The organism is Planococcus soli (assembly GCF_016881065.1).
Taxonomy (GTDB): Bacteria; Bacillota; Bacilli; order Bacillales_A; family Planococcaceae; genus Planococcus; species Planococcus soli.
Genome location: NZ_WXYN01000051.1, coordinates 29,047 through 43,330, shown reverse-complemented (window position 1 = coordinate 43,330; position 14,284 = coordinate 29,047). Strand labels below are relative to the sequence as shown.

The following is a 14,284-nucleotide window of genomic DNA, read 5'->3' as shown; positions in this document are numbered from 1 at the left end:
TCTCCCATTGCCCCATGTAAATGTGGTTGATTTATTATATAGTGGAAAATTATAGGATGCAATACTCTTTTTGGTGCCTGGCACCCAAACAATTCCCACACAATTAAAGCCATCAAAAAAATCGCTATTTCTTCAGACATCGAAGAAACAACGATTTTATTTCAAGCGGTCAGCGCTGCTTTTCGTCCGCAAATACACCAGCGATTTTCTGCACCGTGTTCCAAAAGGCCGGACTAACACCACCCTGCGCCTTCACATAAACACTCAAGCGATAAGCCAAGTAAATGCCCCCGATATCGATCAAAACATCACTTAATCTCCCGCTGCGCTCAAAAAACAGCTGCAAAAATTCCGTAAAAAAAGCAAACAGGCTGCATAGGATGATGGCCAATGCGTTGTTGTTAATGGTTTTAGCCAGTATCAGGAACAGGACGCCAAAAGACAAAGCATGGCCGATTTTTTGGAACACATATGTTCCGCTGTCCAAATGAATGTCGCTGGTGATGAGCAGATCCGATAAATTCGGAAGCAGGCGAATATTGAAGCCGATTTCCTGGGCGAATAACAGGGACTGAAAATTATAGTTGTTGGTGGCCAGCAAGATGCAAAGAGCCCACAGGATAACCGGTATGTACTTGGCTTTCAAAAGACTCTTCCCTTCGTTTTTTCAAATCGCTTCGGGCGCGGCTCACACAAAAAGCTAGGAAAAGCACATGTCTTATTGCTCCGCCCAGCCCGTGGACGCGCCCGCGCTTATGGCGTATTTTAAATCAATAACCGAGCTGCTCAACATCTAAAGATGGGATTTTATAATAATCACTTTAAATCACTGCCTAATTTCCTTCTGTTTATTATAAGTGTACCTGTTAGTTATGACTAGTATATTTTTCCTATTGGTTCTGAAAATCCATCTTTATATACAAATTTGATGTTAATCTGCCTCAAAAACTCAAACAAAAAAAAGCCTCAAACAACGACACCGTAATGTGTCTCTCGTTTGTGGCATAAATTCTGAGGATCTGTCTACAATTTATCTAACTGATTTTTCTCCGTATGACACCGGCACTTTTGACAACGCCGGTTCATCTGCGATGACCGTCACATTCGGATGTGTTTGGAGGATTGATGCAGGAAATGATTCCGACACCTCGCTGTTCATCATTTGGTATAGGGCTTCCGCTTTTTCTTCGCCAGACACCAGCAGCAGAATTTTTCGGCTCTCCATGATGGAGGCTATTCCCATGCTGATGGCTTGTGTCGGCACTTCCTCGATGCCGGAAAAGAATCGAGCATTGGCGCGGCGTGTGGACTGTGCTAAGTCGACAATATGAGTCCTGCTCGTAAACGGTGTTCCCGGTTCATTGAATCCAATGTGGCCATTTAGCCCAAGCCCTAATACTTGAATACCAATAGGGCCGACTTCCTGAATCTGATTCTCGTAATCCAGGCAGTCCTGCTCCAAATCCGGTGACATCCCGTTAGGCAAATGAATTTGGTTTGACGGCAAATCAATATGATCAAACAACTTTTCTTTCATATAAAATTGATAGCTGTTGGCTTCCCGGCTATCCAATCCGACATATTCATCCAGATTAAAAGTCGATGTATTGCGGAATGAAACCTTGCCCTTTTGGTATTCTTCAATCAGGCAGCTATATAGTTTTTCAGGTGTGGATCCGGTTGCCAAACCTAATACCGGAAAGTCGTTCTTTTGAATATGTTCCACTAGTAGAGAACAAGCAATTTTACTCATTTCTTCGTAATCTTTCGCTTTTAGAATTTGCATTTCTTCACCTCATAACGGCAGCCATCGCTAAAGTACATTTTTGCTTTAATACAGCTTGCCGGCAATATGTTCTGTAATTTCCCTTTTTACACTTTCTGCATCCTGAACATTATTCATGGTCAATCCCGTACAAATCAAATCAATCAAATACAGCTGCGCAATTTTTGAGACAAGCGATCCACTGTCTAATGGACTTTCTTTCGCAGATGACAAAAGAACAAAATCAGCGTATTTGGTTAATGGCGATTTGACATAGTTGGTCAGGGCAATGACCGTGGCATTTTTTTCCTTAGCCAGTTTGACCGCATCGACGATATCTTTCGTGCTCCCTGTCAAACTGATGGCAATTACCACTGATTTTTCATTCAAGGAAGAAGCTCTCATAATTTGAAAATGGGAATCGGTAATGGCATTGACATGCTTACCGATTCTCATCAGACGGTTTTGCATATCCAGTCCGGCAATACCGGAAGAGCCGATGCCGAAGATCACAACATCTTGTGAGCCATCTATTGCTTTGATGCACTCCTCCAAAGTGTCCATATCCACGACTTCAGAAGAATCTTCAATTGCCTGCACGATGCTGTTGCGAATCCGGTGAACAAATGACTCGTCCTGCAAGGAATTGTTCGTCGGCGGTACTTCCTGTGCAAACAGGAACTTAAAATCCTGAAATCCTTTGAAACCGAGCTTTCGGAAAAAACGCAATACCGTAGCTTCTGCCACACCACTGAATTCGGAAAGCTCCGTCAATGAATGATAGAGAACCTTATTTGGATGCGTCAGGATATAGTCATATATTTTGTTTTCGGATTTTGTAAAAGTATGTTTGTGCTGCTCCATTAATATGGAAGGTTTCGGGCCTGAAATCGTCTTTGCTTCCACCATGTCTGCCTCCCTTTCAATTCTCCAAAAAATTCTTTGCCGCTCCCAATAAATTCGATTTATTGTCATGCTCGGCCATCTTGATCTGCAAATGTTTTTGATGGTTCGGCATAATCTTCTTTTTCAGTGACGATTCAATCGCCTCCTGTAAAACATTGCCTTGCGCAGATATGCCGCCGCCAATGACAATCATTTCCGGATTGAATAGATGAACGAGCGATTGCAGTCCGGTTGTCAGGTCATCGATCCAACCTTCAAACAGGAAAAGGGCTTTTGAATCCTTCGATTTTACAAGTTCGAAAAACTCTCTTATGCTCATTTGCTCTCTGAATTCCTCTGATATCAGCCGCTGAAGAGCAGAACTGGACGCATATTGTTCATAGCAGCCGCGACTTCCGCACGTACAATTCCGACCATTGGGATAAAGAATCATATGACCGATTTCCCCCGCCGAAAATCCTGCTCCAGTATAGAGGCGCCCATTCAAGAACAGTGCTCCGCCCACTCCGGTTCCAATCGTCACACAAAGGAAGTTCCTTACTCCACGGGCTGCGCCTTTCCAGGATTCACCCAGGGCAGTACAATTGACATCATTTTCAATCCTTACCGGCAGGCCGGTGTGGTCGGATACTAGTTCAGCCAGTCTTGTTCCAGTATAGCCCGGCAAATTATCTGTCGCAAAGACCACTACTCCCCGCATGGCATCAATCTGGCCTGCAGAGCTAATGGCAATTCCTTCAATTTCAAAACCCTCCATCATTTGGTCACAGAGACCCAGCACTTTGGCTACTAGGTTTCTGCTGCCATTGAGCGCCTCTGTCGGAACCGAACCATGAAAAAGAAATAGACCTTCCTGGTTAATAATCGCATATTTGATAAATGTACCACCAATGTCAATTACAGCTAGCCGCATCTTGATTTCCTCTTTTCTGAATGAACAAAAAGAGAAAAACCGCAATCAGGCTTTTCTCTTTTCGTTGCAGGTAATCATTATTCAATCATTCGTAAATTCCAGCGACAGCCTTCCTTCAGGAGTCTCTGAAATAAACAGGCGTTTGGAGAATGCCGGACTTTCAAAAGGATAATCCTCGCGATAATGCGCCCCCCTGCTTTCTTTCCGTTCCAGCATCGCTTGCAGCAGCAATTGAGAAAGCTTCATGAAGTTCTTCGCTTTGATGACCGTTTTCCGATTTTTCTGCCGCTCGAATAAACGGTTGATCTCCAGTTCGGACTGAAGCGCTTCAAGCTGCTTTAACGCCTCGGACAATTGTTCTTCTGAGCGGACGACATTGCCGGCATACCACATAATCTCTCTGATGTTCTCTATTGTCTGATAGAGCTGCTCTTTATCAGATTCAGCCGACTTGTCCGGTCCATTGCGGCTGGCACTTGCGCTGCCGAATACGGATTTCAAATGAAGTTCGGCATCCCTCTTACTGATGGGGGATACCTTGGTCCCATTTAAATAGTCGCCGCAGTCTGCAGCCGCCCGCTTGCCGAACACCATACAGGCACCGGTCGAGTTGCCTCCAAGTCTGTTGGCTCCTTCAATATTGCAGGACAACTCACCGATAACGTACAATCCTGGAACGCCGGAACGCCCGTATGGATCAATAAAGACACCGCCATTGCTGGCATGGGCAAAAGGAGCAATCCGAACTTCGTCCTCCAGCATATCGATTCCTTTTTGTTTCAGCCAGTCTAAGTATACGGTATAGAATTCTTCTTTGTTTTTGTATAGTTCTTTGTGGAAAACTAATTTAAAGCCCTTTTCATTTTTGGTCGCGATGATTTCCTTCATCATGGCAATATCCATGTACTTGGATTCCAGCGAGTCTGTAAACGGCCCATGTGTACTGCGGATATCCAGACATTGTTTTTTCGACAGCCCTTCTGGAAGCACTGCATCTAACAAGCTTTTGCCATCATCTTTCACGATATCTTCGCAATAGGCTAAAGTGTGTTCACCGAATAAGGTTTTATAGCGAGGTGCAGTAATACCGGGAATGAATTGGACAAACTCCATGTTGACCAGGTTGGCCCCCGCTTCGAGAGCCAATATATGGCCTGACCCATCAACATCGTTCGGATTCAAATTGTGCTTATAGATGCTGCCGAAGCCACCGGTCGCGAGCACTGCTGCTTTGCATTCCACAAGCACCACCTGATTGTGCTGATCCAGCATCAGCGCACCTGCAATTCGCTGTTCTTTTTTTATCAGTGAAATGACCACCGTCCGCTCCATAACCGTTAAGTTGTCATAGCGTCCAAAAATACCAGCAACGTTTTCCTTGATCTGATCCCAATCACTCAGCAAGTAAATATCTCTTGGATGTTCCGCAAAACAGGCTTTCCGTTCGCCTTCCAGCTTTTTAGAAACCACACCGATATCGCTGTATTCGACTACGCGGTCCCGAATTTCATCCACATATACTTCTGCCAGATCCTGTCGGTGCATGCCCCTGCTGGAACTGGCGATGTCCGCAAGAAAGACTTTCTTATCAGCCTCATTGCTCGTTACTTGTGTCCCAAGTGATGCTTTCAATGGATAAAAACTTGAACCTGAAGCCAACTTCATTTTCGTTGCCATCAAAACATCGTGTCCAAGGTCGGCTAACTCTTTTGAGACTTTGATGCCTGCCAAGCCGCTCCCGACCACCAATACGTCTGTTATGATTTTCTTTGAGATTTCCATCATGCTTCACCTGAATTCAATGCTTATTTTTCTTTCACCACTTTATTGTAATCGAAGAAGGTGACACCTTCCTCATCGTCTTTATCTTCTTTTTGGGCAAACAGCAAGCTGAAGCCATAACCAAAGACAATCGAAGCGACCAGGTTGATGATTGAATACGCCCACAATGTAATATCCGTAAAGTATGAGATGTAGACAGCCATAATGGTTGTGGCGATAAAGCCGAATAATGCCCCATTCGCGTTTGCGCGTTTGGTCAACACACCCAGTGTAAAGGTACCGCCAATGATTCCAAGTGCCAAGCCCATCAATCCGTTAAACCAGGAATAGGCAGAACCCACATTGGAGTAAGCAAGAATGATGGCAAAGGCAATTGAAAAGATGCCGACGACTGTCGATACGATTCGGGCCATCCGTGTGCTCTTCTCATCACTCATATCTTTTCTCAACACCTGCTGGATATCAAGCGTCCAGCTTGTCGCTACTGAATTGAGTCCAGTAGAAAGAGTTGATTGGCCAGCTGCGAATAATCCGGCAATCAATAACCCCGATACTCCTACTGGCAATTCGCTGACAATGAAATTAGCAAAGATCAAATCCGATTTCCCAGTCGGCATCGCAGCCGTTTGCTGTGTATAGAAAACGTACAGCGATGTACCGATCAGGAAGAACAAAGTGGCCGTACCGAGCGACAAAGCGCCGTTCAAATACGTCATCTTGTTCATTTCCTTCAAGTCTTTCGTCGTCAAATAACGCTGCACCATATCCTGGCTGGAAATATACGAAAACGTTGTCGACAATCCTGCTCCCAGAATGATGATTAAAATGCTGTTATTAATCAGGTTCGGATCAAATAACGCGATATCTCCAAAGAATTTCTCGTTGCTTGTTCCTACACTGATGACTTCCCCAAGTCCTCCGTTAATAGAGAACAAAAGAATGATCAAAGCGAATATACCGCCGCCAATCAAGACAATGCCCTGGATAAAATCTGTCCAAAGTACGGATTTCAGTCCACCAAAAGCAGAATAGATGGTAGCAATAACACCCATAAAGAGAATGATGACAATCACATTGATGTCGGTTACGGTAGCTAATGCAATCGCAGGCAAGTACATGATGATCGACATGCGCCCGATCTGGTAGACGATGAAAAGCAGACTCCCCAAAATCCGCATCCGCTTATCAAATCTTCGTTCCAAGTATTCATAAGCTGTATCCAAATCCAGTTTCCGGTACACCGGAAGGAAAAAATAGATTGCCACAGGCACTGCGATCAGCAGCCCCAGTTGCGCAAACCACAATTGCCATGTTCCGGAATACGAGTTTCCGGCAAGCGATAAAAACGATATCGGGCTGAGCAAAGTCGCGAACAAACTGACCGACGTCACCCACCACGGAATCGAGCCGTCCCCTTTAAAAAACTCTTTGCCTTTCATTTCCTTTTTGGCAAAGGCAATTCCGACGTACAAGATAAACAATAAATACGCAAACAAAATCACATAATCGATAACCGCAAATGTTCCATCCATCTATCCCATTCCCCCCGTTAGTTCTTACAGATATTTTTTAGCGAGTTCGCGTGCTTTTACCGCTTTTTCCTCTGTCAGCTGTTTCATCGGCTTTCTGACAAATCCAGCGTGAACCCCTTGCGTTTCAAGCATTTCCTTAATCGTCTGGTAAAGTCCGTTCTTCAAAATTTCATCGATCAGATCATTCGTCACTTTTTGGATTTCGCGCGCTTCATCGATCTGCCCGCTCTGTGCCAATGTGAAAATCTGCTTGGCTCTTTTGCCGTTAACATTGAATGTGCTGCCGATTGCCCCGTCTACATTTAAAACACTTGCAGACAGAAGCATTTCGTCAAACCCGGAATAAATCAGCTTGTCCGGGAACGCATGACGCAAACGCTCGAGCAGGAAGAAATCAGGCGCAGTGAACTTCACTCCGATAATCTTTTTGTTTTCAAAAAGCTCGCCAAACTGCTCCAAATTCATGTTAACGCCCGTTAAAGCCGGGATCGAATAAATAATGAGCTGTGTATCGACGCCTTCCAGAATCGTATTGTAATAGTCTTTGATTTCTTCAAAGTCGAATTTATAGTAGAACGGCGTTACGGCTGAAATTGCGTCATACCCAAGATCGGTGACAAAATGAGCCAACTGGGACGCTTCTTCGATGTTCAACGAACCGACTTGCGCAATCAGTTTCACTTGGTCGCCGACTTCGTCTTTGACGATTTCAAAAATCTGCTTTTTCTGTTCAGTCGAAATGAGGAAGTTTTCTCCGGTGCTGCCGTTGACGTATAAGCCGTCCACTTCTGAAACCTCGATATTATAACGGACAATTTCTCTTAATCCTTTTTCGTTCACATTTCCCTTTTCGTCAAATGAGCACATTAATGCTGTATATAAGCCCTTCATTTCATCACCTGTCCCTTTTCTGTTTTTTCTTCTATCGCTTTTGCAAATTTCTCAGTAATCAACTGCGGACGCGTGATAGCGCTTCCAACAACGACACAATATGCGCCTGCCCCAAGTGCTAATTGCGCTTTCTCAGGTGTGTCAAAATTCCCTTCAGCAATTACAGGAATTGTCAGCTGATCGGCCATCTTCTTCACCAGTTCTAAAGGAACCGTGCCGATCGAATACGGTGTATAGCCCGCTAAAGTCGGTGCTGCAATATCCACACCAGCCTGTTCAGCGATCATTGCTTCCTCGATTGTTGAGACATCAGCCATAAAGAGCTGACTCGGATATTTTGACTTCACTTCGGAAAAGAACTCTTCGAAACTCCGCCCATCCGGCCTCCTCTGCTTGGTCGCATCCATTGCGATGATGTCGACGCCTTCCTGATAAAGTGCATCAATTTCCTTTATCGTCGACGTGATGTACACATTGCTTCCTGGATAATCCTGTTTAATGATGCCGATAATGGGCAAGTCAACTTCTTTCTTGATCGCCTGAATGTCTTTCACCGTATTGGCACGAATTCCTTCAGCGCCGCCCATCTTTGCTGCTAAAGCCATCTTCCCCATGATGTATGGATCATGAAGCGGCTCATTCTCCAACGCCTGACAGGAAACGATTAGTTTATTGTGCATCTGTTCTAAAATCGTCATTTGAAAACTCCCTATCTAGTATCTTCAATAGTTATTTCTATTGCGTTCTGTGATGCAGTTATCCGCCTCCAAGTCTTTTGTCGAAATATTTTATTAATCGAACTATACCATTTTGACAACTAACTTTCAACTTAATTTTATATTTTGATTATAAACTTTCATAAAAAGAGGTGCCAGGCACCCACACAATTAACCATAAAAAAAATCACCGCCCTGCTAAAAGCAGGGCGGTGAAAACGATCAGTGTGTTTATAATTTTACAGGCTCTCCGCTGAACACCTTCAGTTCCATCGGTGCAGCCATGAACGCTGGCGCTTTTTGGCCAAACGCAGTGAAATGTTCGCTTGTGTTATGGGCTGCAATGGCTTCTGCATCTTTCCACGTTTCGACCATGGTGAAGTGGCCTGCTTTTTCTACAGACTTCATCAAATCGTAGCTAAGGTTGCCGACTTCTAAGCGTGACGCTTCGACCAATGTTTTGCATGCGTCTAAGAATGCTTGTTCTTGATCGGGTTTTACCTGCAAGTGCGCGTGAATAATCATTGTCATAAAATCCATCATCCTCTAATCGTATTTTGTGTTTCAGTATTCACTAATATTCGTTTGCATGCGCTCCATCATGTCAGAAAGCGCATCGACTTCTTCGGGCGTAAAGTCATGGAGCATTTGTTTCACAAAGCCCATGTTTTCTTTCCGGTATTCGACGATCCGTTGCCGTCCTTCTTCGGTCAGGCTGACAAAGATCACCCGGTTGTCGTCCGGGTTTCTGCGTCTCGCCACCATGCCGCTCGTTTCAAGCTGTTTGAGATGGCGGGTAATCGCAGCCCCATCGATATTGACCGCTTTTTGAAGCGTCGACTGGTTGATTTCTTCTGTGTTGTAGAGCTGCGACAACAGTTCATAGCGCGATGCACTAATGCCGGTACAGCGTTCAAACTTCGGGCTGATTTGATTTGTCAGCCCTTTAAACTGCTGCAGAATTTGTTCCTGCTTTGAAAATGAACACGACATAAATTGACCTCCTGCCTGCTAGCCAATTCATAGCGATGTTCACTATCCATTGACCAGTCAAATATAATACACAACAGACGAATACTCAAGAGAGCGAAGCCGCCGTTCGTTTATCTCCAAGTCGTGATGGTGTCCACAGGCAAACGGTATGATTGGAAGCCTTCGTTCAGCGCTTTGCCGATTGTGAGAAGCATCACTGGAATGTAGCGGTCTTTTTCCATGCCGAAAGCTTCGGCAATCTTGTCTTTCTCGTAGCCGCCGATTGGATTAGTATCGTATCCGTAAGCTCGGGCGACCAGCATCAGCTGCATGGCCACAAGCCCGGAATCCAGCATGACAATATCCTTCATTTGTTCATCAGAAATCCCTTCATACAAGGGCTTAAAATAGTTCAGTTGGAATTCTTTCACTTCCTCCGGCATAAAGCCGTGTTCCACTGCTTTGCCGTAGATTTCCTCAGCATAGTCGAAGTTTTGGCGGTCGCCAAAAATAGCGATGACTGCGGAAGAACTCATGACTTTGTCGAGGTTGAATGAAGCAAGAGGTGCCAGCTTTTCTTTCGCTTCGTCGCTGTCGATGACAAGAAAGCGCCATGGCTGCATGTTGATGGAAGACGGAGCTTTTGAAGCTTGCTCCAGAATTTCACTCATTTCCTCCCGACTAATTTTCACGCTTGGGTCATACTGCTTGATCGAACGGCGTCCGTTTACGATTTCATTGAAATTATTAGTTTTTTGTAGGGTTTGCATGGTATAAGTGCTCCTTTTTTTGTTCATTTATTATGAGAAGCTATTAATTGACCTCTCAATGATTGATGCCTCATTTAATATAAACCCGTGAAAAAGAATATGCAACTGTTTTGAACCGCTTGCTTCTGATCGGTGCGGAAACGATGGAGCCGAAGAATACCTAGCTTTTGCCCCCCAAGCGTGCATATTTCTTCTTGATCGTTCATAACTTCTGCTGAACGTGCATAAGTTCCAATGAACGTGCATATTCTGCTTCTACCGTGCATAATCCCCACCGCTCGACAAAAAAGCCCAATTCCAGGTTTCCACCTGAAACTGAGCTTCTTCAAAAACTTACTCCACACTCTTCAACTCCGAATAAACCGTGCCATCCGCTTCGATCCACTTCACGACCGCGTAGCCTTCGACCATATAATACTTTCCGCCATCAGGAGTGCTAATTTCGACAGCGTTGGTGAATGTTTGGTACTCGGTTTCAACGGTTTTGTTGACGCCGGTGATCGTGTAGTAGATTGCATCCGGATTATAGCCTGCAATAAAGGTTTTGCCTACTTCTATCGGATAAACCAAATGTGCATTGTGATCTGAATACGGATAGCCGATGGCAAATTCCTCATACGTTTCGTATTCGAGTTCCGGGTAGCGTTCTTCCCCGATTTGGGTTTCCCAAACAAACTGCTCTTCTCCGCCGTCAGTTCCCGGCACTTTTACAAAGCGGTCCACACTTTCCCCTCTGCCATTTCGGAGGTACGTGTAAGTTTTCGTTTTATCCCGCTTGTACGAGTCGGCAATGGACGCATCGTTCTTGAATTCAGGCTCCAGTGCACGGGCCAGGAATGCAGAGAACTGGGCACGCGTCACTTCAACTTTCGGACGGAACGTGCTGTCGGGATAGCCGATGGCGATGTTCGCCGCAATTAATCGGGTAATGGCGTCGTAATAATAAGCCTCGTCCGGTACGTCTTTGATGTCATGGAAATAGATGAAATTCAAATCAAAGACACGCTGGATAATCAACGCCATGTCGCCGCGCGAAACAGGTTGATTCGGACGGTAGGTGCCGTCTTTGTAGCCGATAATATAACCGGCTTGAGCCGCTTCTGCGATCGAACCGCTGGCGTAATGCCCAGCCGGCACGTCACTGAATGGCGTCTCTCTTTTCGTTTCATTCAAATCTTTCACCCGTCCGATCATCACTGCAGCCTCGGCACGCGTCACCACACGATCTGGACGGATGCTGCCATCCGGATAGCCGGTCACGACACCTTTGTCCATCAAGTACATGATCTCTTCATAAAACGGATGGCTTTCCTGCAAATCCGAGTCAGCTTGTGCTGTGTTCACGCTAGGGAAAATCAGGAATATGGATAATACAATCATCAAAAATTTAAATGTTTTCTTCATGTTAACACTCCTTCACTCTCAATCAATACCCATAATCCAACCCTTATTAACTTGATTTCTACTACTTTTTTCTCATTAATTGAGAAGCTGTCCTGGGTCTTCCCTTCTATCGCATTGGCGAATGTAAAGGAGGAAGCGTTAACAAGTTTATTGATGCAAGTGATTGTGTATGATGGTTTCATCCCCTGATCCGTGATCGGATGTTTGGCCGACTCGTACCGGTCAAACAAGCGCGACATCTTACCCGAAATACGGAAATGCAAAGAGTTGGCGATTTTCAAGTTCCAGGTATTCATCGCTATCGCGGTCCTGCAAAGAGGAAAGCGGTGCGCCATTTTATTCGACATCCATCAGTTCTTTAGAAACAGTTCCATCACTTTTGATCCATTTCACCACTGAAAAGCCTTCCACCATGTAATACACTCCTCCGTCATCCGTAGTCACTTCTACCGCATCAATAAAAGTCTGATATTCGGTTTTCACCGATTTATCGACACCCGTTATGGTGTAGAGGACTACTGCTGGATTATAGCCAGCTAGAAATAATTTGTCGTCTTGAACGGGATAAGTTAAATAGCTACTATATTCCGAATACGTACTGCCAACCGCAAATCCCTCAGTATTTTCATACTCCAACTCATGATACCGCTCTTCACCGACCCTGGTTTCCCAGACAAATTCATCTTCTTGCCCTTCTAAAGCAGGGACTTTCACAAAACGGGCTACCCCTACATTGTCATTTTCCATCCGGTACGTGTAGGTTTTGGTTTTATCCCGCTGGTAGGAGTGGGCGATGGATGCTTTGTTCTTAAATTTCGGTTCCAGTGCACGTGCCAAAAAAGCAGAGAACTGGCCTCGCGTTCCTTCCTGCAGTGGACGGAATGTACCATCAGGATAGCCAATGGCAATACTCGCCGCAAAGACCTTGCTGACAGCTTGAAAGTCAGGAAGATCGTCTGGACTATCTTTAATGCCATAAAAGTAAAAGTAATTCAAGTCGAATACACGCTCGGCAACCAGAGCCATATCGTTGCGAGTAATAGCCACATCCGGCCGGTAAGTGCCATCCGAATGCCCCAGAACATAGCCAGCTTCTGCCGCATTAGCAATATAGCCACTGGCATAATGGCCAGCAGGTACATCACGGAATGGCGTCTTTTGCGGTGTGCCATCTAATCCTTTTAACCGTCCAATCATCACAGCTGCCTCGGCACGGTTCAAAGAACGATCAGGACGAATAGTGCCATCCGAGTAGCCTTTCACCACCCCTTTGTCTATTAAGTAATTGATTTCTTCGTAAAACATGTGATTCTCTGACAAGTCCGTAACAGCTGAAGCAGCAGGTAAAAACAGGAACAGTGACAGTACAATGGCAATAAACTGCATTGTCTTCTTCACATCCAACACCCCTTCGCCTGAAAAGCTTTGACAAGCCTTCACCAGCCGGCAGCGGAAGTTCACGCTTTTTTAGTCAACTCTAATCAATTCGCTTTCCACGACTCCTTGCAAATTAACTGATTTGACCGTTGAAAAACCTTCCACCATGTAATACTTAAAGCCGTCTTGTGTCGTCACTTCGGTTGCATTCGTGAATGTTTTGTAGGGCGTTTCGACTGTTTTATTGACGCCGGTGATGGTGTGGATAATCACTTCATCGCCCAGTCCTGTATTAAAAGTCTTGCCGAGGCGAACCGGATAAACGAGCGCCACGTCATACTCCGAATACGGGTAGCCGAATGCAAAAAACTGGTGATTTTCAAGCTCCAGATATTCATAAGTGTCGCCGTCCACTTCGACCGTCCACATGAATCCGTAAGTCAGCCCGCCACGGTCCGGTACATCCTCAAACCGGTGAACAGCTGTTGTTCCATCAGACATGCTGTACGTATAGGCTTTGGTTTTGTCTTTCTGGTAAGAGCGTGCAATGACTGCATCATTTTTGAATTCCGGTTCCAGTGCTCGTGCCAGGAAAGCCGAGAACTGTCCGCGCGTCACAGCCTGGCGCGGCCGGAACGTGTTGTCCGGGTAGCCGATGGTGATGTTCGCCGCCAGGATTTTGCTGATGGCGCCGGTGTAATAAGCGTTTTGCGGCACATCTGTGAAAGACACATTGAACGTAAAGGCGAGATCAAAAACCCGCTCCACAATCAGCGCCATGTCTCCGCGGATAATCGGTGCGTTTGGACGGTAGGTGCCGTCCCCGTAGCCCTTGAGAAAACCTGCTTCAGCTGCTTCTGCAACATAGCCGCTGGCATAATGCCCAGCCGGCACATCACGAAACGGCGTGGCTCGTTTTGTGCCATCCAAACCTTTTAATCGCCCGATCATCACGGCCGCCTCGGCCCGCGTCACTTCCTGATCCGGACGGACGGTGCCATCGGGGTAGCCTGTAATGACTCCTTTCTCCATTAAATACGTGATTTCTTCATAAAACGGATGGTTTTCCGGTAAATCCGGCGCGGCAGCGGCAACAGGCAAGACCAAAAACAATGACAGCAGCACGACAAGCACACCCATCAGTTTTTTCACGATCGTCACTCCTCCGTTATCTTGCTTCTTGCCTCTATTTTAACACTGAAAGTTATGGTTACATCATATTTTTATTAAATATTCAGAAAATAAAAAAGTGAATT

At 45.4% G+C, this 14,284-nt stretch carries 15 protein-coding genes; all 15 read right to left on the bottom strand.

The genetic code is table 11. The annotated features are described in order from the left end of the window. Positions 1-169: 169 nt before the first annotated feature. The gene (locus GJB59_RS15090) at positions 170-646 is read right to left on the bottom strand and encodes a VanZ family protein (RefSeq protein ID WP_142825907.1); all 477 of its coding nucleotides are present in this window, start codon (positions 644-646) and stop codon (positions 170-172) included. 384 nt (positions 647-1,030) lie between these two features. Beyond that, complete coding sequence (nagB, locus tag GJB59_RS15085; RefSeq protein ID WP_142825906.1) at positions 1,031-1,786, bottom strand: glucosamine-6-phosphate deaminase; 756 nt, start codon at positions 1,784-1,786, stop codon at positions 1,031-1,033. Positions 1,787-1,831: 45 nt separating this feature from the next. After that, positions 1,832-2,674, bottom strand: coding sequence for a MurR/RpiR family transcriptional regulator (locus GJB59_RS15080; protein WP_142825905.1), 843 nt, complete (start codon positions 2,672-2,674; stop codon positions 1,832-1,834). A gap of 13 nt (positions 2,675-2,687) precedes the next feature. Next, positions 2,688-3,584: an ROK family protein gene (locus GJB59_RS15075; RefSeq protein WP_142825904.1), complete on the bottom strand. Its 897-nt coding sequence runs from the start codon at positions 3,582-3,584 to the stop codon at positions 2,688-2,690. Between the two features lie 81 nt (positions 3,585-3,665). Beyond that, positions 3,666-5,366, bottom strand: coding sequence for an FAD-binding protein (locus tag GJB59_RS15070; RefSeq protein ID WP_236015714.1), 1,701 nt, complete (start codon positions 5,364-5,366; stop codon positions 3,666-3,668). Positions 5,367-5,389: 23 nt separating this feature from the next. Continuing rightward, positions 5,390-6,898, bottom strand: a complete 1,509-nt coding sequence (locus GJB59_RS15065) for a sodium:solute symporter family protein (protein WP_142825902.1) — start codon at positions 6,896-6,898, stop codon at positions 5,390-5,392. Positions 6,899-6,922: 24 nt separating this feature from the next. Beyond that, positions 6,923-7,789 (bottom strand): N-acetylneuraminate lyase, encoded by an 867-nt coding sequence (locus GJB59_RS15060; protein ID WP_142825901.1) that lies wholly within the window; start codon positions 7,787-7,789, stop codon positions 6,923-6,925. Further along, the gene (locus tag GJB59_RS15055) at positions 7,786-8,487 is read right to left on the bottom strand and encodes an N-acetylmannosamine-6-phosphate 2-epimerase (RefSeq protein WP_142825900.1); all 702 of its coding nucleotides are present in this window, start codon (positions 8,485-8,487) and stop codon (positions 7,786-7,788) included. The genes GJB59_RS15060 and GJB59_RS15055 overlap by 4 nt, the downstream gene beginning before the upstream one ends. A gap of 249 nt (positions 8,488-8,736) precedes the next feature. After that, on the bottom strand, positions 8,737-9,030 hold the full coding sequence (locus tag GJB59_RS15050) for a putative quinol monooxygenase (RefSeq protein ID WP_142826225.1): 294 nt from the start codon (positions 9,028-9,030) through the stop codon (positions 8,737-8,739). Between the two features lie 39 nt (positions 9,031-9,069). Continuing rightward, positions 9,070-9,498, bottom strand: a complete 429-nt coding sequence (locus GJB59_RS15045) for a MarR family winged helix-turn-helix transcriptional regulator (protein ID WP_142825899.1) — start codon at positions 9,496-9,498, stop codon at positions 9,070-9,072. A gap of 110 nt (positions 9,499-9,608) precedes the next feature. Further along, the gene (locus GJB59_RS15040; protein WP_142825898.1) at positions 9,609-10,247 is read right to left on the bottom strand and encodes a nitroreductase family protein; all 639 of its coding nucleotides are present in this window, start codon (positions 10,245-10,247) and stop codon (positions 9,609-9,611) included. Positions 10,248-10,580: 333 nt separating this feature from the next. Beyond that, positions 10,581-11,651: an S-layer homology domain-containing protein gene (locus GJB59_RS15035; RefSeq protein WP_142825897.1), complete on the bottom strand. Its 1,071-nt coding sequence runs from the start codon at positions 11,649-11,651 to the stop codon at positions 10,581-10,583. Then, positions 11,648-11,947, bottom strand: a complete 300-nt coding sequence (locus GJB59_RS15030) for a hypothetical protein (RefSeq protein ID WP_142825896.1) — start codon at positions 11,945-11,947, stop codon at positions 11,648-11,650. The genes GJB59_RS15035 and GJB59_RS15030 overlap by 4 nt, the downstream gene beginning before the upstream one ends. 40 nt (positions 11,948-11,987) lie before the next feature. Further along, positions 11,988-13,049: an S-layer homology domain-containing protein gene (locus tag GJB59_RS15025; protein ID WP_142825895.1), complete on the bottom strand. Its 1,062-nt coding sequence runs from the start codon at positions 13,047-13,049 to the stop codon at positions 11,988-11,990. Positions 13,050-13,118: 69 nt separating this feature from the next. Further along, positions 13,119-14,180 (bottom strand): S-layer homology domain-containing protein, encoded by a 1,062-nt coding sequence (locus GJB59_RS15020; RefSeq protein ID WP_142825894.1) that lies wholly within the window; start codon positions 14,178-14,180, stop codon positions 13,119-13,121. Positions 14,181-14,284: the final 104 nt, after the last annotated feature.